15 protein-coding genes and 3 tRNA genes are annotated in these 22133 nt (G+C 34.6%); 15 read left to right on the top strand and 3 right to left on the bottom strand.

The genetic code is table 11. The features are described 5' to 3' along the window. Positions 1-5: 5 nt before the first annotated feature. Both IEX65_RS06010 and IEX65_RS06005 read left to right on the top strand, forming a co-directional pair. A complete protein-coding gene (locus tag IEX65_RS06010) occupies positions 6-2207 on the top strand; it encodes a T9SS type B sorting domain-containing protein (protein ID WP_188765114.1) in 2202 nt (733 codons plus the stop codon). 124 nt (positions 2208-2331) lie between these two features. Beyond that, on the top strand, positions 2332-3162 hold the full coding sequence (locus IEX65_RS06005) for an SDR family oxidoreductase (RefSeq protein WP_188765113.1): 831 nt from the start codon (positions 2332-2334) through the stop codon (positions 3160-3162). A 36-nt stretch (positions 3163-3198) separates the two neighbouring features. Here IEX65_RS06005 and IEX65_RS06000 read toward each other — a convergent pair whose 3' ends face one another. Then, positions 3199-3936 carry an SH3 domain-containing protein gene (locus IEX65_RS06000; RefSeq protein ID WP_188765112.1) on the bottom strand — a complete coding sequence of 246 codons (738 nt, stop codon included), beginning with the start codon at positions 3934-3936 and terminating at the stop codon, positions 3199-3201. 125 nt (positions 3937-4061) lie between these two features. Here IEX65_RS06000 and IEX65_RS05995 point away from each other — a divergent pair. The 7 genes from IEX65_RS05995 to menD all read left to right on the top strand — a co-directional run bounded on the left by IEX65_RS05995 (position 4062) and on the right by menD (position 10205). Continuing rightward, positions 4062-4134: transfer RNA gene (locus tag IEX65_RS05995), tRNA-Lys, on the top strand. Positions 4135-4218: 84 nt separating this feature from the next. After that, positions 4219-4291: transfer RNA gene (locus IEX65_RS05990), tRNA-Lys, on the top strand. Between the two features lie 109 nt (positions 4292-4400). Further along, positions 4401-4484: transfer RNA gene (locus IEX65_RS05985), tRNA-Leu, on the top strand. Between the two features lie 265 nt (positions 4485-4749). Next, on the top strand, positions 4750-5025 hold the full coding sequence (gene rpsO / locus IEX65_RS05980) for a 30S ribosomal protein S15 (protein ID WP_188765111.1): 276 nt from the start codon (positions 4750-4752) through the stop codon (positions 5023-5025). A 153-nt stretch (positions 5026-5178) separates the two neighbouring features. Further along, positions 5179-7308, top strand: a complete 2130-nt coding sequence (gene pnp, locus IEX65_RS05975) for a polyribonucleotide nucleotidyltransferase (RefSeq protein WP_188765110.1) — start codon at positions 5179-5181, stop codon at positions 7306-7308. Between the two features lie 201 nt (positions 7309-7509). Next, entirely contained in the window at positions 7510-8373 is an 864-nt protein-coding gene (locus IEX65_RS05970; RefSeq protein ID WP_015031001.1) for a sigma-70 family RNA polymerase sigma factor, read from the top strand. A 110-nt stretch (positions 8374-8483) separates the two neighbouring features. Continuing rightward, positions 8484-10205 (top strand): 2-succinyl-5-enolpyruvyl-6-hydroxy-3-cyclohexene-1-carboxylic-acid synthase, encoded by a 1722-nt coding sequence (gene menD, locus IEX65_RS05965; protein WP_188765109.1) that lies wholly within the window; start codon positions 8484-8486, stop codon positions 10203-10205. Here the strand turns inward: menD and IEX65_RS05960 are convergent. Beyond that, the gene (locus tag IEX65_RS05960) at positions 10185-11219 is read right to left on the bottom strand and encodes a tetratricopeptide repeat protein (RefSeq protein ID WP_188765108.1); all 1035 of its coding nucleotides are present in this window, start codon (positions 11217-11219) and stop codon (positions 10185-10187) included. The genes menD and IEX65_RS05960 overlap by 21 nt on opposite strands. A 97-nt stretch (positions 11220-11316) precedes the next feature. On the opposite strand from IEX65_RS05960, the gene IEX65_RS05955 reads away from it, so the two are divergent. Then, the gene (locus tag IEX65_RS05955; protein ID WP_188765107.1) at positions 11317-11559 is read left to right on the top strand and encodes a hypothetical protein; all 243 of its coding nucleotides are present in this window, start codon (positions 11317-11319) and stop codon (positions 11557-11559) included. A 43-nt stretch (positions 11560-11602) separates the two neighbouring features. Here the strand turns inward: IEX65_RS05955 and IEX65_RS05950 are convergent, their stop codons facing one another. Continuing rightward, on the bottom strand, positions 11603-13441 hold the full coding sequence (locus IEX65_RS05950; protein ID WP_188765106.1) for a M61 family metallopeptidase: 1839 nt from the start codon (positions 13439-13441) through the stop codon (positions 11603-11605). A 167-nt stretch (positions 13442-13608) separates the two neighbouring features. Between IEX65_RS05950 and IEX65_RS05945 the strand changes: the two genes are divergently transcribed. The 5 genes from IEX65_RS05945 to IEX65_RS05925 all read left to right on the top strand — a co-directional run bounded on the left by IEX65_RS05945 (position 13609) and on the right by IEX65_RS05925 (position 22125). After that, positions 13609-16647: a tetratricopeptide repeat protein gene (locus IEX65_RS05945; protein ID WP_188765105.1), complete on the top strand. Its 3039-nt coding sequence runs from the start codon at positions 13609-13611 to the stop codon at positions 16645-16647. 74 nt (positions 16648-16721) lie between these two features. After that, a complete protein-coding gene (locus IEX65_RS05940; protein WP_188765104.1) occupies positions 16722-18431 on the top strand; it encodes a porin family protein in 1710 nt (569 codons plus the stop codon). A gap of 40 nt (positions 18432-18471) precedes the next feature. Then, positions 18472-19584: an HU domain-containing protein gene (locus tag IEX65_RS05935; protein WP_188765103.1), complete on the top strand. Its 1113-nt coding sequence runs from the start codon at positions 18472-18474 to the stop codon at positions 19582-19584. An 89-nt stretch (positions 19585-19673) separates the two neighbouring features. After that, a complete protein-coding gene (locus IEX65_RS05930) occupies positions 19674-20684 on the top strand; it encodes a hypothetical protein (RefSeq protein ID WP_188765102.1) in 1011 nt (336 codons plus the stop codon). Between the two features lie 136 nt (positions 20685-20820). Beyond that, positions 20821-22125: a bifunctional folylpolyglutamate synthase/dihydrofolate synthase gene (locus IEX65_RS05925; protein WP_188765101.1), complete on the top strand. Its 1305-nt coding sequence runs from the start codon at positions 20821-20823 to the stop codon at positions 22123-22125. Positions 22126-22133: the final 8 nt, after the last annotated feature.

The raw sequence follows: 22133 nt of genomic DNA, 5'->3' as shown, positions 1-22133 counted from the left end.
TTGCTATGAAAAGACTTATCCTTTTTGTTTTTTTTCAACTCATCACTGTCTTAAGTTTTGCTTCTCACATTGTTGGTGGTGAGATTGAAGTTGTGCCTCTCAAAAACCCTGTTGCTGGAAATGGTACTCATCAGGTTACATTAAGTTTATATTTTGATGCTATCAATGGCCGCACCGCAGCTGAGGATTTGTCAATTCGTCTGCAAGTTTATCGGAAGCGTGATTTAATGTTTATGGGAGATGTAAACTGTCCGCAAGTTTATCGCCAGCCAATAAAATACGTTGACCCATCGTGCCAAAAAGGTGATTTATCAACACTCTTGATGAAATACAGTAGTGCGATTGACCTTTCTGCTGATAAATTTTCTGACCCCGAAGGCTACATGATTGTGTGGGAACGTTGTTGCAGAAATACAATTATTACCAATATTCAGAATCCGAGTAATGTCGGAATGGTGTTTTATACCGAGTTTGCACCTGTAACAATCCCCAATACGACACCGCATTTTAGAGATATTATTGCTGATTATGTGTGTATTAATCAGAATTTCGAGATGGATTTTAGTGCTACCGATGCCGATGGCGACAGCCTTGTTTACTCATTGGTTGTACCGTGGATTGGAAATTCTTCTCCACAAGTTTCTAATCCTACAAATTCACCAAGCAATAATTACAAAGAGGCATCTTGGGTAACGGGTATAAGTATAGACAATGTAATTCCTGGAGAAATACCTTTAAGGGTTGATGCACAAACAGGCGTTTTGAATGTAAAACCCAATAAATTGGGGCTTTATGTTTTTTCGGTGATGGTTGAAGAGTTTCGTAAAGGCAAAAGAATTGGTCGTATGAAACGTGATTTTCAACTGAAAGTTATTGATTGTATTTTTAATTCTCCACCTGTTGTTTTGGTGGCCAATCAGAGTAGTAAGAAGTTTTTCAAAGATACCGATGTAATTACACTCAAAAAAGGAGAAAAACGTTGTTTTGATATTTTATACACCGACCCTGACCTCAAGCAAAAAGTCACACTTTCGGCCAAGGGAGTGAATATTGATACTAAAAAAATTATTTTACCTTCAACTGCCAATGTTGAAATTACTTCTAAAGATACGCTAAAAACTTCTTTCTGTTTAGATGAGTGTATCATTACAAAAAATAATGTACCAGCAGAATTTTTCATAAACATTAGTGATAATGGCTGCCCAGTTCCACAAAATCGTGGATTCCGAATGAGAGTTCAGTTTGAAGAAAACCAAAATACAAAACCCAACCTCACTACTTCGCTTTTAGCAAATCCTGTTGTTACCTACGGAGATACACTTAAATTTACGGTCTTTGGAAATGATATAGACAATGATACGCTTCAACTCAGTGGAACTGGTAGGAATTTTAGTTTGGGTAATTATGGTTTTAGTTTTCCGACCAAACAGGGCTTAGGCAGTGTTAATTCAATTTTACAGTTTATTCCGAACTGTGAAGCCCTCAAACAAAAACAATTGCTTTTAGATTTTATCGTGAAAGACCAACGCTGTGGCGTTAGTACTCAAACGCTTTATTCGGTACCAGTTGAGGTGAAAGGTAAACAAAATAACTCCCCCACGGTTCTGACTACGCTTACAAATAATACCGCCGAATATATTTTGAATCCAAATATCAATAATGAATTCACATTCAACGTTAATTCACAAGATATTGATAACGAGCAACTAACACTTACTGGCACACCCAAGGGATTTGAATTTAAGAATGTCTTGATGTCATTTGAAAACAAAGAAGGTAGAGGTAAAGTTAGTAGTTTATTTACTTGGAAACCAACCTGCTTTATGTTGGGAGGAAAGGAGTCAAGAGAGTTTATTGTTAATTTTGCCACGAAAGACAATAACTGTTTACAACTACAAGATTCTGTAAGTGTAAAATTGATTTTGAAAGATAACGTAGTTATTGATAATCCAATTCAGCCATTCAATACATTTACACCAGATGGCGATGGTAAAAATGATTATTTCAGCTTAGGGGCAATTCCTGAAGATAATTGTAAGCGACAATTTAAAAAATTTGAGATTGTAAATAGATGGGGAAAGTCTATCTTTTTAACTTATGAACGTAATTTTATTTGGACAGGTGATAACGAATCTTCGGGCGATTATTTCTACGCACTAACCTTTTCCGACGAAGTTTACAAAGGAGTTATACATCTGGTTCGCTAATTTTAATCTGAGGCATATTGTTTTTAATCTTAAGCGGGAACAATTTCAAGTAAAAAAGCATTTTAATATAAATATAGTTGTGCCAATCATTGGTGATAATTTATTTTTTTAAATATTTTTTTCCATGCTAAAAGATAAAGTTGTAATCATTACAGGTGGTTCGTCAGGTATTGGTAAAGCTCTTGCCTTTGAACTTGGTAAAGAGAGTTGTAAATTGATTATTACTGGTCGAAATATCGACAAATTAGAACAAACCAGCCACGAACTTTCAATGCAAGGAATCGAAAACCATTATTTAGTGGCCGATTCAAGTTTAGAGTACGACAATAAAAGAATAGTAGCCGAAGCAATTTACCATTATGGTAAAATCGACATTCTAATCAACAATGCAGGAATAACGATGCGTTCGATGTTTGAAGATGCCGATATTGATGCCACAATTCGTAAGGTAATGGACATCAATTTCTTTGGAACTGTTTACTTAACCCAAGCTGCACTTCCGTATATCAAAAAAGCAAAAGGTACTATTGTTGGCATTTCGTCTATCGCAGGTTATAGAGGCTTACCCGTTCGTAGTGGATACTCAGCATCCAAATTTGCGGTTAATGGATTTTTGGAGGCATTGCGTACCGAATTGCTACACACGGGCGTAAACGTGCTTACTGCTTGCCCTGGTTTTACTTCATCAAATATTAGATTTGCTGCGATTGATGCTCACGGACAAGTGAGCCAAGAAACAGTTCGAGATGAAGAAAAGATGATGTCGTCGGAGGAATGTGCTATGCACATTGTAAAAGCTATCAATAAGCGTAAGCGTTCAATAATCCTTACGAATGAAGGGAAGCTAACTGTTTGGTTGAATAAATTATTCCCACGTTTGGTTGATAAATTAGTTTATACAACACTTGCCAAAGAGAAGAATTCTCCACTGAAGCAAATCAGCGAAATTCATTGATTCTGATACAATTAGCCCATTGACAAAGTCGGTGGGCTATTTTACTACCCAAATATCGCTTTCCTTTAAGTAACAAAACTTACCTTCCCATAAAACCTGATACCAAATATCATCGGTTTTTATTACATTTAGTCTATTACCTTCACTTATACTACCAATAATCTGAGAAGCAGCCGAAGGGTAATCTCGTAGATATACTTTTTCGTTTTTTATAATCACAGATTTATAATTATTGGGAAGGTTAATCAAACTGGCTAAGAAAACCAAATAGACAATGAAAATCACCTTGTGTCTGATAGGGGAGAACTGATTGTTTTTTTTCTTTAGTACCAAAACCGTGAAAATATAAATACCTAAAAGCAGAAAACCCGCCCAGACGTAATTAGAATATTGTCTGTAATAAAATAGAAAATAGTTCAAATCATTTTTTTCGTAGCCACTAAAACCATTCTCAGTTGCCACGATATACATTTTTTCAAAAACCTTTTCGTTTGGCTGTTTGAAAAAATATAGATTCAAGTAGTACAATTCTTTTACAAACTCTCCCTTCGTTTCTGAAATATTTGCAAGTTTTAAATAAATTTTTGGATTGACATTTTGTGAGTTTTCAATGATTTTCTCATAAATGCTCTTTGCCTCATCAAATTTTTTTTGAATAAATAAAGAATCTGCTTTTTTATTTAAACTTGTTTGTCCCTGAGTATCAAGTACTTGCGTGAATATTAAAAAAAAGAAAAAAAATATTTTCAGAAATTTCAAAAAGTATGTTTGCATCGTATTGTTAAAAGTACTAATTTTGCACCACGATTTAAGAACAACGGCACAGAAAGACAAAGTTAATACAAAACATTTCACTTTCAAATCTGTTTAATTGTTAAAGTTTAAATCAAAAATATAACGATTCCGTAGCTCAGTTGGTAGAGCAATACACTTTTAATGTATGGGTCCTGGGTTCGAGTCCCAGCGGGATCACAAGGGCTATCAGTGATAGTTCTTCTTCGTGTCAGAGGACACATTTACATATATACAAACAGCGGCTTTTGCCGAAAGTTTGATGATTCCGTAGCTCAGTTGGTAGAGCAATACACTTTTAATGTATGGGTCCTGGGTTCGAGTCCCAGCGGGATCACAAAAGCCTCCGAACGAGGCTTTTACTTTTAAAGTACAAAGCAAAATAAAAATTTGGAAAAATCTATATCCTTTTTTAGTTTTGTGACATAGATTGTATGTCTATCAATGGCGAGGTGGTGAAACTGGTAGACACGCTACTTTGAGGTGGTAGTGGGCGAAAGCCTGTGAGAGTTCGAATCTCTTCTTCGTCACATCAAGTTCACACTTGAAAAATTTTTAAGTTTAAGTTGAACATTTGTTATTTGAAAAGCCTTTCCGATTGAGAAAGGCTTTTTTGTTGACCAACTTTTAAGCTAATCCAACACACACTTATTTTGAATATATTTTCTCAGCTACAAAAAGTGCTATTTTACGATTATTTGACAAATCTTTTATTGCTTATTTTCATTATTTATTGAAAATTAATTCTTACCTTTGCGTTTGTTTTTCATATTTATTAATCTAAGTTAACATCAAATGTATTTAACTACGGAAAAAAAGGAAGAAATCTTTGCTGCAAAAGGCTTCCAAAAAAAAGCGACTGATACTGGTTCAGCTGAGTCGCAAATTGCATTATTTACTTTTCGTATTGCTCACCTTACAGAACACTTGAAATCTCACAAGCACGATTACTCTACAAGAGCTGGTTTGTTGAAATTGGTAGGTAAGCGTCGTAGATTGCTCGATTATTTGTACAAAACAGATATCACTCGTTACAGAGCAATTATTGCCGAATTAGGAATTCGTAAGTAATAATACATATCAGGGAATTCTCATTCGAGCATTCCCTGATTTTTTGTTTTTTGAAGATACTACATCGTTATATATCAATTTTATCCCCGCGGAATTCGGATAACAAACTACCACGTCGAAAGCGGATACGTGGCTTTAATCTTAAACTAAGAAATGTTTAACATTCACACTAAGACCATCGAAATGCCCGATGGCAAAGTGATTACCATTGAAACTGGAAAATTGGCTCGTCAGGCCGATGGTTCGGTTGTAGTAAGAAGTGGTAACACCATGCTTTTAGCTACTGTTGTTGCTGCACAAGAACACAAAGAAGGAACCGACTTCTTACCCCTTTCGGTTGATTATCAAGAAAAATTTGGTTCAGCTGGTAAAATTCCTGGAAGTTTCCAACGTCGTGAAGGAAGACTTTCTGACAATGAAATCCTAATCAGTCGCTTGATTGACCGTGCTTTACGTCCAATCTTCCCTGAAGATTATCATGCAGAAGTTCAAGTTATTGTAACTTTGATTTCGGCAGATGCTGAAGTTCAACCAGATGCTTTAGCGGCTTTGGCTGCATCAAGTGCAATTGCAGTTTCTGATATTCCATTTAATGGCCCAATCTCAGAAGTTCGTGTTGCCAAAATCAATGGTGAATACATTGTTAACCCAACAACTACTCAAATTAAATCTGCTTCATTAGATTTAATCGTTGCCGGTACGGTTGATAACATCATCATGGTTGAAGGTGAAGCTGACCTTTGTACTGAAGAAGAAATGATTGAAGCAATCAAGGTTGCTCATGAAGCGATTATCGTACAAGTAAATGCCCAGAAAGAATTTGGCGTTGAGGTTGGTAAAACTGAAAAACGTGTTTATTGTCATGAAACTCATGATGAGGAACTACGTGAACGCATGAACAAAGAACTTTATGACAAAGTTTATGCGGTATGTTTAGAAGGTAATAATAAGAAAGAAGTAAGAAAAGAGAAATTTGGAGCAATCCTTGATGAATTTATCGCTTCTCTTTCGGAAGAAGAATTGGCTGAGAAAAAGCAGTTCATCAAACCTTACTTCGGTGATATTCAATATTATGCTTCAAGAAATATGGTACTTGATGAGCGTAAGAGACTTGACGGTCGTAAACTTGACGAGATTCGCCCGATAGTTTGCGAAGTAGATTTCTTACCATCAGCTCATGGTGCTGCCTTATTTACAAGAGGTGAAACGCAATCTTTGACAACTGCAACGCTTGGTACAAAACTCGATGAGATGATTGTTGACCAAGTAATGCTTTCTGGATACAGTAAGTTTTTCTTGCACTATAATTTTCCTGGTTTCTCAACTGGTGAAATCAAACCTAACCGTGGTGCTGGCCGTCGTGAAATTGGTCACGGTAACTTAGCTCAACGTTCGTTAAAGAAAATCCTTCCTCCAGATTCAGAAAATCCATATACAATTCGTGTGGTGTCTGATATTCTCGAATCAAACGGTTCGTCATCAATGGCAACTGTTTGTGCAGGTTGTTTGGCATTGATGGATGCAGGTGTGCCAATTAAAGCTCCGATTTCGGGTATTGCAATGGGTTTAATTACCGATAATGCAACTGGAAAATGGGCGGTATTATCTGACATCTTGGGTGATGAAGACCACTTAGGTGACATGGACTTTAAGGTAACCGGTACTGAAGATGGTATTACGGCTTGCCAAATGGATATTAAAATTGGTGGATTGTCATTTGAGGTATTGGAACAAGCATTGATGCAAGCCAAACAAGGACGTATCCACATACTTGGAAAAATGAAGGAATCGATTGCTGTGTCTCGTCCAGAATTGAAACCTCATACACCACGTGCCTTTACTATCGTTATTGATAAAGAATTTATTGGAGCTGTAATCGGACCAGGCGGTAAGATTGTTCAAGAGATTCAACGTGAGTCTGGTGCAACAATCACTATCGAAGAAAAAGATGGCAAAGGATATGTTTCAATCTTCTCGTCGAATGGTGAGAGCATGGACAAAGCCAAGAAAAGAGTTTATGGAATTGTAGCTACACCAGAAGTTGGTGAAGTTTATGATGCAAAAGTAAAATCAATTCAACCATTCGGTGCTTTCGTAGAGTTTATGCCGGGTAAAGAAGGTTTACTCCATATCTCTGAAATTTCATGGGAAAGATTACCAAGTATGGATGGAGTTTTAGAAATTGGTGAAGAATTACAAGTTAAATTACTTGAAATTGACCCGAAAACTGGAAAATTCCGTTTGTCAAGAAAAGCCCTTTTACCAAGACCAGAGAAAAAGTAATTTAGGTATTGGTTGATTAATTATTTGTTATTTGTTATTTGAAAAAAGTTCTTTATTAAGCCAGTAACAAATTTTCTGATAACCAGTAACTAATTCACAGATGAACATTTAACAAATTTTATTTGTTCTATAAGTCAAGGTATTTAAGTTTTTTACGTTATAATAGAAATCTGTTGGGCGTTTGCCCGTTAAAAATAAGATATGCGTCAGCTAAAAATTAGTAAGCAAATTACCAATCGTGAGAGCCAATCTCTCGATAAGTACCTCCAAGAAATTGGTAAAGTAGATTTGCTAACTCCCGATGAGGAAGTTATTCTTGCACAGAAGATTAGAGATGGAGACCAGTATTCGTTAGAACGCTTAACAAAAGCAAACTTACGTTTTGTGGTTTCGGTTGCGAAACAATATCAAAATCAAGGTTTGTCGTTGGGTGACTTAATTAATGAAGGAAACTTAGGTTTGATTAAGGCCGCACAAAGATTTGATGAAACTCGTGGTTTTAAGTTTATCTCTTATGCCGTATGGTGGATTCGTCAGTCAATCTTACAAGCTTTGGCCGAGCAGTCACGTATTGTTCGTCTTCCATTAAACCGTGTTGGTTCGTTAAATAAAATCTCAAAAACTTTCTCTGATTTAGAGCAGAAGTTTGAGAGAGAGCCTTCACCTGAGGAGTTGGCAGAGGTATTGGAGATTACTGCTGCCGAGGTTATTGATACTTTAAAAATATCAGGTCGCCATGTGTCGGTTGATGCTCCATTCGTACAAGGAGAAGAAAATAGCTTGTTGGATGTTCTCGAAAACGATAGCGAAGTTAAGCCTGACCAAGGATTGATTGATGATTCACTTCGTAGAGAAGTAATGAGAGCATTATCAACTTTGACACAACGTGAAGCTGAGGTAATTACTTATTATTTTGGTTTGAATGGTGAGCAAGCCATGACACTCGAAGAAATTGGTGAGAAATTCAACCTTACTCGTGAGCGTGTGCGTCAGATTAAAGAGAAAGCGATTCGTCGTTTACGTCAGACTTCAAGAAGCAAAGCATTGAAGGCTTACTTAGGATAAAAATCTTGAATAATTGAATTCCGTTCAGAAATTCAAAGTTAAAATAATTAAAAAAAAGGTGCGTTTATCGTGCCTTTTTTTGTTTCTTTTCATATAATTTATTGTTGAAAATGGCAATTTTACAACCTATTCATAATATTGCGGAGATATTTTCGAGGAAAAATGTGAAGACAGCCATTCTTTGTCCTGGCTCACGGAGTGCGGCACTAACGATTTCGATGGTTCGCCATCCAGATATTGAAACGCTCAGTATCAGTGATGAACGTTCGGCAGGATTTATAGGAATGGGTATGGCACAAGCAACTGGTGAAACAGTTGCCTTGGTTTGTACCTCGGGGACGGCCGCTTATAATTTTGCACCTGCCATTGCCGAAGCTTATTTTCAAGAAATTCCGATGATTATTCTTACAGCTGACCGACCTGCTGAGTGGATTCATCAATACGATGGACAAACAATTTTTCAGAGAGAAATTTATGGTAAGCATGTAAAGAAAAGTTTTGAGTTACCATCTGACTATTCAAATCCTGACGCAGTATGGCAGATTGAGCGAGTAATGAATGAGGCTATTAATTTAACACAAGTTCATCCTAAAGGTCCTGTACATATAAATGTACCAATTCGAGAACCGTTTTACCCAACAGCAGAGGAAGTAATTTCATTTGACAGAAATGTCAGAATTATTCAAAATGCTGCGATAGAAAAAAAACTACCGAATCAATTTTGGATTGATTTTAAAGAAATTTGGCAAAACTCTGAAAATAAATTGATTGTAGTTGGGCATCGACAAAGTTCTGAGTTGAATAAAATTTTAGAAAAATTTTCAGAGGAGTTATGCGTGCCGGTAGTCGCAGATATTATTTCAAACGTAAATAATATTGACCCAATATTGGCTGATGTATTTTTATCATCAAAAAACGAAAGTTTTAAACGAAAACTAAAACCAGATTTACTTATTACTTGTGGGAAGTCGGTAATTTCTAAAAATTTGAAAATTTTCATAAGAAATAATAGGCCAACGTATCATTTTCATATTCAAGAAAATCCTGATTTGATTGACCCATTTCAAACCTTAACTCATAAAGTAGAAGTATCTCCTGAATATTTCTTTGGGCAACTTTTTGAAGATTTAGATTTTTTAAATTTTAGAGAAGGCGATGAAGAAGTTGATAACGAATATTTTGAGTTTTGGAATGAAGTAAGTAAAAAGGCTAAGCAAAAGTTGAATAGCTTTTTGAATAATTCGGATTATTGCGAATTTAAAGTGATTAGAAATGTAGTTGATAAACTGCCTGAGAATTCGATATTTCATCTTGCCAACAGTATGGTAGTGCGATATTCAAATCTCATAGGCTTAGAAAAGGGTAAAAATATAGAAGTTTTTGCTAATCGAGGCACAAGTGGCATTGATGGTTCAATGAGTTCGGCGGTTGGAAGTGCTTTGAAAACTGATAAGATTGTCACTTGTTTGATAGGAGATATGTCATTTTTCTATGATAGAAATGCCTTTTGGAACACGTATTTGCCTGATAATCTGAGAGTTATATTAATAAATAATCATGGCGGAAACATTTTTAGAATCATTGATGGGCCAAGTAAGCAACTAGAAGTAGGTGATTATTTTGAAACTAAACAAAACAGTACGGCTGAGTATTTTTGCAAAGAAAATGATGTTGAATACTTTAAAGTTAATGATGAAGCAAGTCTCGAAAGTGCGTTAAACTTGCTTCACCAAAAAACAAACCGACCAGTTGTGATTGAAGTGGAAGTGGATGGTTCTAGAAATGCTGAAGTTTTTGCTGAATACAAAAAATTATTTACAGACTTTACTTAACATTTCAATCGACTTTGCTTCATTGAGTTTCTGACCTACTGACCAATATTCACAAGCCTTGGAATTATTTCCAAGGCTTTGTTGTGTCAAGCCGAGATAGTAATTCAATAGTTCAACAGTTGGGTCAATTTTATCAGATTTTAAAAAGTTTTCATTGGCATTCGCAAAGTTTTTTGCTTTTAGAAAATACACACCTAAATTTCTATATGCCCAAGCACTGTTTTTGTTTTTTTCAAGTACCAAATCCAATAACTTTTTTCCTTCTTCCAGTTTACCTAAATTTATAAGATAGTAGGCTTTATTATTTTGATATATCTCATTTTTATTTATTTCAATCGCTTTCTCAACTAATTCTAATGCTTTTGCGTAGTCTTCCTTTTGGGCAGCTATCAAACTCAAATTGTTTATTGCAAAATCTTGCTTTGGATTTAGACTGATAGCTTTCTCAAAGTTTAACTTAGCTACATCATAGTTTTTATCGGTGTATTGAATGTAACCCAAGTTTGTATAGGCTTTATCATTTTGTTGATTAAGCTTTAATGCAACAGCAAGATTAGAATTGGCTTCAGCAAAATTATTTTTTTGAATCAATACATTACTGAGAGTTACATAATAGAACGATGAATCTTTATATTGATTAGAAATCTGTTTTAATAAACTCAATGACTCTTCCAATTTATCAGTATTTGAGTAAGCTTCAGCTAAATTGAATTTTGCCATGTAGAATTTATCATCAATCGAAACCGCTTTCTCAAAATCTTGAATAGCACCTTCCAGATTATCCATTTCGAGTTTTACTCGGCCACGATTATTGTACGCATCCGCAAATTTTGGCGTTTTTTCGATGGCTTCACTATAAAATTTGATTGCTTCTTCAAAATTACCTTTCTTATACGCCACGTTACCTTGTATAAAAAATAATTCGGTATCTTTTTTCGCCCTTCCACAACCTAAAATTATAATAATAGGTAAAAAAATATAAATAAATCTAAAAGTATTAAAAGTATTGTTCATTGTTTAATTATAGTTTGTATGATTAAAATTTTGAATTTGTTTTTTGAATTGAAAATACTTTCGTAACATTGCACTTCAATCAACAAATTATTCGAAAATGAAATTTATAAAAGAAATACCAAATAATTTCTGCAAAGCGTCACTTTATGCTTGGAACAATAAGTTTATCATAAAGTTTGAAGCGGGTATGTACGAACAGACATACAAAGTTAGTGAATATGATGTATCGGGAGAAGATGAAATCGAAGAAATGCTGGGTGATACGTTTATGGAAAGAGTAGTTAATAGATTCAAAGAAATGTCAGAGGATTTTGAATTGATTTTAGATTCAATAGATTAACAAAAAAGCTCGCTTGTAAGCGAGCTTTTTTGTTAGCAAGAGATTATTTGATGAATAACCATTTTTTATAAAGGGCTTCTTGCTCCGCTGTTGGATTTTGTACTTTTTCAAGTTTAAACTTGATGGCTGGATTTGCTTTTAGAATAATATCATAAGTAAATTCTTGGCCAAAACGCTTTACCTTAACCAAAACTTTATCGCCTACATTTTTGTCAGAGATTGCTCCAGCAGGGTTCATTGTTTTAACTCCATTGATTTCTAAAATCTCATCATTTACATTGAGTCCGCCATCATAAGCAGATGTCCCACGTTGAACTGTTGAAATTTTTCCATTGCTCATTGTTACTCCCAAAAATGGTGTAGTTGAGTCAACTTCTTTGTTTAAAGTCATTCCAACATATTTATAGAACTCATTATAGTCTATCGCATCGGCTTTCCAAACGTACTTGTTGAAGAATGTATCCATATTTTTTCCTGCAATTAATTCACAAGCTTTTTGGAATTCTTCATCTTTGAAACCTCTTTTTTGTTTTTTGTAAAACTCGTTCCATAAATAACGGAACACATCATCCAATGATTTTTGACCTTTAGTTTCACCGATAATATACAGGTTTAACAAAGCACCCAATACGCCACCCTTATCATAGTATGAAATTGTACTATTTCTTGAATTTTCGTTTGGACGATAATATTTTATCCAAGCATCCCAGCTTGATTCTGCAACTGGCTGAACTGTATTTCCAGCTTGATTCTCGATACTACTTATGGCAATTTGCTCACGTTTGATATAATCATCAGGTGTGTAAATTCCAGCACGCAACAAAATGTTATCTTCATAAAATGAGGTGATACCTTCCGAAACCCACAGCATGTGAGTATAATTTTCATTATCATAGTCGAATGGCCCGAGTGCAATCGGACGAATACGTTTGACATTCCATAAATGAAAATATTCGTGAGCAATCAAACTCATTGAGTTTTTCATGGTGCCTTCATTCATGTAGGCACTTGGCGAAGTTTGACAAGTAGTTGAATTTAGGTGTTCGAGTCCGCCGCCGATGCCTGGTAACTGATGAATGATAAAAGTATAATCTTCACAAGGATGCTCGCCAACAACACTTGCAGCAGCTTCTGTAACTTTTTTGAAAGTTTCAACGGTTAGTTTTTCATCTGCTAAAAGCGGAGCGTTGCTATAAAGTGCGATTGCGTGAGGAATACCTAAAGTTTTGAAATTCAATACTTTATGTGTGCCAATTTCGATTGGACTATCAACCAAAATATCAAAATCTGGTGAGTAATAAACGAAATCCTTATCCGATACTTTTTTAAGTCCTGTTGAAATCGTATTCCAGTTTTTGTAGGGTTTGATTGTCAAGGTTGAAGGAGACATTTTTAATTCTGGAACATACAAAAACATACTTGCACCATTGAGGTAACCATGCGAATCATCTAAAAAACTATTGCGAACACTCAACTCAAATGCGTAAACTTTGTAGCTAATCTTAATTTTTGAGTTTTTGCCATATACACGCCAAGTGTTTTTGCTAATTTTATCAAACCTCAAATCTTTCTTACCATCAGATACCGAAACTGATTCAACGTTTTTGGCATACTCTCTTACAAGATAAGAGCCTGGAGTCCAAACCGGCATTTTAAAATCAACGTAATCTTTCTTACTTAAAGCATCAATTTTATCAATTTCGCTCAGAGTCATACTTACTTCAAAGTAGTGAGTCCAAGGCTCTGACATTGACAACTCATAGGTGATGTTGGTTTTAGGAATGCCGTTTTCTTCAGGTTCAGAAAGTGTTTTGGCATTGAGGTAATTGACCCCAAGTAAAAACAAAAACAAAGGGAGACATTTAAAAAGTGTATTTTTCATCAAAAAATAAGGATTTGTTTGTTGTTGAAACTTAATAAACAATTTTTTTATAAAAATATCGTTTTTTGCATAAAATTACTTCATTTTTCTCTCAAATATAAAATTGGCACTCTGTTTGATTTAATATTTTTACCTAACTTGGTTTTTGTTTTACTATCCTTAATTCCATGAATCAATTTTTTGCCATAGGGCGGTTTTCCGTTAGGAATATTTCCGCTTTGCTTGTCGGTACTTTATTGCAAGTAAGTCATTCTTCGTACGCTCAAAATACGATTGCTTATACCGACCCCGAATCTCACTACAACAAAGGGATTGAACTTTTCCAGAAAAAAGCATATACAGCTTCCCGAGAAGAATTTAAACATTACATACAATCGACAGAAAAAACGCTAAAGGAAAATGAGTTTAATCTGACCAACGCCGAATACTACTCAGCATTATCTGGCTTATATGCAAAAGCCACTGATGCTGATATTGAAATTGAGCGTTTTGTGGTCAATCATTCCGACCATCCAAAAGCCAAGGTTATCTATAATGATTTAGGAAAATACTTCTACGACCAAGGCGATTATAATAAAGCAATTGTTTATCTGGAAAAAGCAACCGCAGGTGCCAGCGATAGCCAACAATCGCTCGAAATGAAATATAAATTGGCAGTATCTTATTATCAGACCAATAATTTTCAAAGAGCTTTGCCAATTTTCAATGAAGTTAAGGCCGTTGCTTCTGATTATCAATCGCATTCATCTTATTATGCTGGCGTGATAAATTATAAAAATGAAAATTATGATGCTGCATTGAATGATTTGAAAAGAGTTGAGAATGTAAACCCTTATAGAATTGAAATCCCGAATTGGATTGCCAATATCTTATACGTTCAAAAGAAAAACGATGAACTTTTGGCTTATACTGAACCTATTATCGAAAAACCGAATGGGAAAAAGATTGATGATATATGCTTGGTTACTGCCGAAGTTTGTTATTTCAAAGATGATTTTGTTAAGGCGGCAAAGTATTATGATAAGTTCAGAAACTTTAAACGTGGGGCAGTTTCAAATCAAGTAACATTCCGCCACGCTTACAGTTTATACAAAACCAATGTTTTTGATAAAGCAGTAGAAAATTTCAAGAAAATTGCCGCTCAAAATACTGAAATTGGACAGCAAGCGGCTTATTATTTAGGAATTTCTTCTTTAAAAGTTAATGACTTAAATGCGGCATTAGCTGCTTTCGACCGTGCAAAAACTGCCAATTTTGATAAAGTTATCAAAGAAGAAGCTCAATTTAATTTTGCGAAAGTGGCTATTGATTTAGGTAATAATCAGCAAGGGATTAACGAACTTCAAGATTATCTTAAAAATTATCCGAATGGCAAATATGAAGATGAGGTAAACGAAATATTGAGTGATGTTTTGTTTGATTCGAATAATTATTCTCAAGCAATCTCTTACATTGAAGGATTAAAGAAACGCACGAGTAAAATTAATTTGGCGTATCAACGTCTTTGCTACAATCAAGGTGTTTTAGATTTTAATGCCGAACGTTACGCTCGTGCAATTCAATATTTTGATAAATCACTGTCACAACCAATTGATGCTGAATTAAAAAATAATGCAATGTTTTGGAAAGCTGAGGCATCATACGCTGCGAAATCACCTGAAGCTGAGGCCTTGTATAAAGATGTTTTGAATACAAGTAACGAAAGTTTAAAACAAAAAAGTCGATATGGATTGGCTTATCTCAATTATAACAACAAAGATTACAAGCAGGCGAGTAACTATTTCAAGGAGTTTTTGAAAGGAAAAAGAGAAGAAAGTACTCGTCAGAATTTTGAAGATGCTCTTGTTAGAATCGGAGACTGTTATTTGGCAACCAAAAACTACAACGATGCCATTACGTATTACGACCAAGCCATCAAAGAAAACAAAACTGAGAAAGATTACGCCATGTATCAAAAGGCACTTACGCTAACTTTCTTAGGTAAAAATCAAGAAGCCCAGCAACTATTTGATAGAATTTCGGCTCAATACCCTAATTCTCGTTTGGTAGATGATGCTCTTTATCAAAGCGGTGTTTTAGAACTTGACAAGGGTAATAATCAAAGTGCCATCACGATTTTAAGTAAAATGATTCGAGAAAGACCAAAAAGTGCTTTAATGCCAAAAGCATTATCGAAAAGAGCATTGGCTTACTCAAATATGAAGAATTTTGAGGCTTCTATTATTGATTATAAATTGATTCTACAACGTTATGGTAACTCAGATGAAGCAGATAATGCTTTGCTTGGTTTGCAAGAAAGTTTAAATTCTGTAGGTCGCCCCGAAGACTTTTCTGCGGTTGTTGATGAATACAAGAAAGTTAACCCAGCCAATGGCTCAGTCGAAAATCTTGAATATGAATCGGCTAAAAATCTTTATTTGAATGAAAAATACGATAAAGCGATTGCCGCACTCCAAAAATACATCAGAAATTATCCAAATAGCAGTAATAGTTTTGAAGCCAAGTACTATATAGCTGATTCATACTATATTTCAAATGATAAAACAAATGCTTTGAAATACTACAGTCAGGTTATTACTGATAATCGTACTACTTTCGTAACGAAATCTGCATTAAGAGCGGCAGCCATTGAGGTTTCAAACAAAAGCTATCGCAATGCAATCACTAATTTCCGAACTGTGCTATTTGCTTCACAAAACAAACGTGATATTGTTTCAGCATGGCAAGGTTTAGCTGACTCTTACTACATTACTGGAAATCAAGATTCGGTTATTGTATTCAGTAAAGAAATTATTAATAATGGTGGAAGTATTGTAATGGGTGCGACCAATAAAGCTCAATTACTTTTAGGTAAAGCTTACATGCAAAAGAACGATTTTGTAAAAGCAGAGGAAGAGTTTAAGAAAACCATTGCGATGGCAAAAGATAACAACGGAGCCGAAGCAAAATACTTCATCGGAGAGATGCAGTATAAAGCAAAGAAATACAAGGAGTCAATTAAAATCTTACAAGAATTAGCTCAAGATTTTTCTGAATTTGTCTATTGGTACGAAAAGAGTTTCTTGTTAATTTCTGATAATTATGTTGGGATGAATGATTACTTTATGGCCAAGGCAACCCTCAAATCAGTAATCGAAAACTCAGATACTCCAGAAACAGTTGATGCAGCTAAGAAGAAATTAAAAGATATAGAAAATAAAGAATAAGCTGTTAGTTTAACTTTCGCTAAATACTTATAACCAAAGAGTTAAGTGGTTGAACTTAAAAAAAACTTAAAATCATGAATTTTATCAAATTAAATAATATTTCAGCTAAAGATAATTTATTTTCTCAAAAAATAATCTTAGCTCTCGGCATAATTTTATCAAGTTCAGCGAGTGTTTTCGCACAGCTCGATGACGACATTGTAATTACAAAAGACCGCAAAGTTGAGTTGCCGCCAGCCAATCGAGTCTTTGAAAAAATACCACCAGTTAAAACGAATCCTGAAGACCGTCAGATGAAATATTCTTTCTTTGATAGAAAACTAAAGGGTATCGAAGAAGTAAAATTTAACCCAACCGTGGTTTCTCCTGATGGTGGAAAAAAGAAAGAAGAGGAGGAAAAATATAATAATTACATCAGTTTGGGTGCGGGTAACTTTGGAAGAATTTTCGGAGAATTATATGTCAATTCGGCTCAAGATAGCAAGATGATTTTTGGCGTTCATGCCATGCACAATTCAACTACTCGTGGGCCAGTTGATGATAAAAATTCGGCAAATATGTATGACAAAGCCGAATTGACTGGCAAATATTTAGCTGAGAAATTTCAAGTAAATGGAGGTTTATCTTATAATCGAGACCAATATTATTTTTATGGCTATAAACGTCCGAGAGTAGAATTCGACCGAAAAGAAATCAAACAAATTTTAAACACTCTCAATTTTAACGTAGGTTTTGAGAATATCGCTCCTAATCCGAGAGTGGATTATGCCTTGAAAACAAACATCCGCTCATTAAAAGATAATTATTCGGCTCAAGAAACTGACTGGACAACTACTTTTAATGCCTATTTTCCTATCATTGAAGATAAATTCATCGCATTAGTTGATGCAGATGCAAATATGGCACAGCGTAGCGATGGTGAAGTTGACAAGAGAAATTTATTTAGAGTTGAACCTTCATTTAAAGTAAACCTTAATCGTTTTGGTGCAAGTATTGGTTATAAAGCAGTCAATGAATTTGATGAGGTAAAGAAAATTAACCGTACCAAAGGTTTTCCGACTGTTGAACTCACTTACAAATTGCCAAATTTGATTTATGTATTTGCAGGTTACGACGGAGATATTATTAGAAATACACTTGGAAGTTTCTTAAACGAAAATCCATATCTAAAACAACAAACCAAATTGTTGAATACCGAAAAACTTCAAGAATATTATGTTGGTGGAAAAGGAGATATTGGTTCTGGTTTTAGTTTCAATTTCAGAGGCTCAATGGGTTATTACAAAAACCTTTACTATTTCAATAATTATTCACCAAAAGCCACCGAAATGTTAGGTGATACTGCAAAATTTACTGTTTTGTATGATAGTCTTAAAACTCAATACGTTAACGTAAACGTGCAATTAAACTACCAACCAGCCCAAATCTGGCGTACATATTTGCGTACAGAAATAAACCATTATCAAAAAAGAGCCTACGAAAAACCATTTCATCGTCCGCTCGTAACTGTTAAATGGGGAAATACTTTAATCGTATCTGATAGATTGATTGCCAACTTAGATTTAGCATACATCGGTAAAACTTTTGCCAAAAATCCTACAACAAATGCAATCGTAACAAACAAAGCAATATTTGATATGAATACCGAGTTCGACTATCTGTTTGGGAAACAATTCACTGCATTTGTCAAATTGAATAACATTTTAGGGAAAAAATACGAACGCTATCTATATTATCCGCAACAAGGTTTGAATTTTCTTGTAGGAGTCAATTTTTCGTTTTAACTTAGCATTACAAAGGACTCCAAATTTTATAATATCTCTTATGAGACCAGTTGCTGACCATATACGCACCTTACTTTACGAACACGACTACGTGACCGTACCAAACTTTGGGGCTTTCATTGCAAATTATTTGCCCTCAAGTTTTAATGAAATCAGTGGCTCATTGATGCCACCACAAAAAAGAATAGCTTTCAATGAAATTTTAAAACAGGATGATGGATTATTGGCTACTCATATCTCACGTAGAGAAAGTGTAACTATTGATGAAGCTAAACGAAAAATTCAATCTTTTGTAACAGATATAAAAGATTCATTAGCAACTGAAAAATCTTTTAGTTTTGATAAAGTTGGAAATTTTGTGCTTAACGAAGAAAACAGTTTAGTTTTCGAACCAGATAGAAAAAATAACTTTTACAGCGAAAGTTTTGGTTTTGATAGTCTATTTCCTCGCCAAATTGCGAAAGAGAAATATACTTACAGCCAGACTTTTGAAGAAGATGATGATGAATTATTAGTTCATAAATCATCTTATTCAAGTACAGCTGTAAGAAAATCTACTGGTTGGACATACGCACTTTATTCAATTCCAATTTTACTTTTGTCGACTGGTTTATTTGTGGTGCTTTTTTCAGGCCCTAAAAGTAGTAATGAGACTGCTAAAAGTAGTTTCAACCCATTAGATTATATTCCTAAAAAGGAAGAAGTCGTTCAAAAAGTTTCAGTAAAAACTCCAACGGCCGAAACTGATATTATCAAACCTAATTTTGATAACCAACCAGTAGCTACAACAGAACTTAAAACACTTCCTGTTCAACCTACAACATCGGTTATCGAAACGGCTCCAAAAAAAGTAGAGTCTAAAAAAGAAATAGAAAAACCAGCGGTAACACCAGTTGTTGAAGCTGCTACCGCAACAATAAATACAGCCGAAAAGCGTTATTTGATTGTTTCAGGTGTTTTTAAAAGTTTAGAAAACGTAGAAAAGTTGCAGTCAATTCTTATCAAGAATGGCTTTACTCCAAAAGTTATTAAAGTTGGTGAATTATCGAAGGTGGTTGCAGCCGAGGCTGGGTCTTATGCCGAAGCAACTCAGCTTTCTGAGAAACACACAAAGTTAATCGGAGAAAAACCTGCAATTATAAAAGCGAACTAATCTAATCAATTTATTTTAAAAACCTGTAAGCAAAACACTTACAGGTTTTTTTATAAGTATATTATTCCTAATTTATTAAACATTTTTCTATGCAATCAGCATCACTCGATAACGAAAATAAGCAACATCAAACAACCGCTTTTTTATTGAGTTTGGTCGTTTATGCTTTATTTTTAGGATTATTATTTTTTTTAAAGTTAATGTATTCACCTCCCGAAGAAGCTGAAGGTGTTGAACTAAACTATGGTGTTGATTTAGTCGGTAGTGGTGATATCCAAACAACCAATAAAGCCAATATATCTCCCAATAATTATGATGTAAAACCATCAGAAAAAGATGAGGCAGAAGCTAAACCTTTAAAAACAAAACCTATAGTTACCCCACCACCAGTTGAGAAGGTTGAAAAAGTAAAGGTAAAAGAGGCTCCAGCAAAACCAGTCATTACAGCCGATGATGAAAAAAGCCCTGTCACTGAAAAAGAAAATAACAAGCCAGTAAAAAAAGTTGAAACTAAACCAGTAGTAAAACCTACTCCAGTTGAAACAAAGGCAAAACCAGCACCTGCAAAAGTTGAGCCTCCAAAACCTGAACCAGTAAAGCGTTCGGTTGAAGAAGGGTCAATTATGAAAAAAGGCGGTACAGGTTCTGGAAGTGGAGCAAAATCAAATAGCTCGTCAAATGGTACAATCGGAACAAGAGATGGTGTTGGTGGAAATAATAATGGTGATGGCAAAAAAGGTGAAGTGGGTGATAAAGGTGACCCAAGAGGAACACTCGATGGTAAAAGTATGATGGGCAAACCTGGCAAAGGAGGAGGTTCTGGTGCTTCTATTGGCGGTCTGAGCGGATGGAATAAAAGAAAGCTTTCTCTGCCAGATGATGGTTCTTCTGAAACTGGTAAAATTGTTTTCAAAGTTACTGTTGATGATTCTGGCGATGTAGTTGGTATAAGCGTTGTTTCTTCAACTGTTAGTCCATCGGTTCAAAATTTCTATAAAAATTATATTCAACAAAAATTGAGTTCTGTACTTTCTCCCGAAGGAACTCCACCTCCGAGAGCAACAGGTACGATTACAATCAATATTCAATCTGGAAATTGATATTCAAAATTGCAAGATTTAAGGGCACCTTCAAAGGTGTCCTTTTTTATTTGCCTCAACTTATTCTACTATTCAGTTAAAATCCTTTTCTCTTTTGCTACTATCTTAGTAGCTTTGCATAAAGTATTTTTAAAGAATGACTTACGAAGAAACAATAGATTATTTATATTCTTTACTTCCAGTTTTCCATCGTGATGGAGAGAAAGCCTTTAAGGGAAGTCTGACCAATATTCTAAAATTAAGTGAATATTTAGGAAATCCACATCTAAAGTTTAAATCAATTCATGTTGCTGGTACAAATGGGAAAGGTAGTACTTCTCATTATTTAGCTGCTATACTTCAAAGTGCTGGCTATAAAACAGGCCTTTATACATCGCCACATTTGAAAGATTACACTGAAAGATTCAGGATTAATGGCAAATCTATTGAAAAAGCGAATGTTGTTACATTCGTAAAAGAACATAAAAGTTTTATTGAAGAACTAAAACCTTCTTTTTTTGAATTAAGTGTAGCCATTGCATTTGATTTCTTTGCAAATGAAAATGTTGATATTGCTGTCATAGAAGTTGGTTTGGGTGGACGATTAGATTCAACAAATATTATCACACCGATTTTAAGTGTCATCACAAACATTGGTTTTGACCATGTAAATATACTTGGCGATACACTTCCAAAAATTGCTTCAGAAAAAGCAGGTATTATTAAGGAGAATATTCCAGTTGTTATTTCTGAGTACAATGATGAAACAAAGCCGGTATTTATTGATAAAGCAAAATCTACGAATTCCGAAATTTACTTTGCATCTGAAAATTTTAGTGTTGTTGAAAAGGAAACTAATTCAACTAATTTAATAGTTGATGTTTTCAATATTGAAATTGATTCTCCGAGGCTTATTTTCAAAGACTTAAATTCACAATTAATTGGTCCTTATCAATTAAAAAATATTGCGGGAGTTGTTCAATCTGTAATGATTTTACGAAGTTTGTCTTATAGTATTTCTGATGAGGCAATCATTAATGGAATTTCTAAAGTTGTTACTTTAACTTCCCTGAAAGGTAGATGGCAGATTTTATCGGAAAAACCGTTGACTATTTGTGATACTGGACACAATGAACATGGTTTGAAAATTGTACTTGACCAAATCAAGAAGTTAAATATCAAGCAGAAATACTTTATACTTGGTTTTGTAACGGACAAGAACGTTGACGAAATTCTGGAATTATTCCCTAAAGATGGTACTTATTGTTTCTGTCAAGCAAATACACCTCGTTCACTGGCCTCTGAGAATTTGATAAAAATAGCTGAGTCGCACGGAATATCAGGATATTCAATTCTCAGCGTGAATGATTCTTTGAAATTTATTCAAGAAAAGGCTCAAAGAGATGATTTAATTTATATTGGTGGCAGTACTTTTGTGGTTGCTGAGTTAGATAACTTATAGTCTAATAA

It is taken from the genome of Emticicia aquatilis (assembly GCF_014644295.1).
Lineage (GTDB): Bacteria > Bacteroidota > Bacteroidia > Cytophagales > Spirosomataceae > Emticicia > Emticicia aquatilis.
The sequence above is the reverse complement of the archived record's forward strand: the minus strand, read 5'-3'. Positions and strand labels throughout refer to the sequence as shown.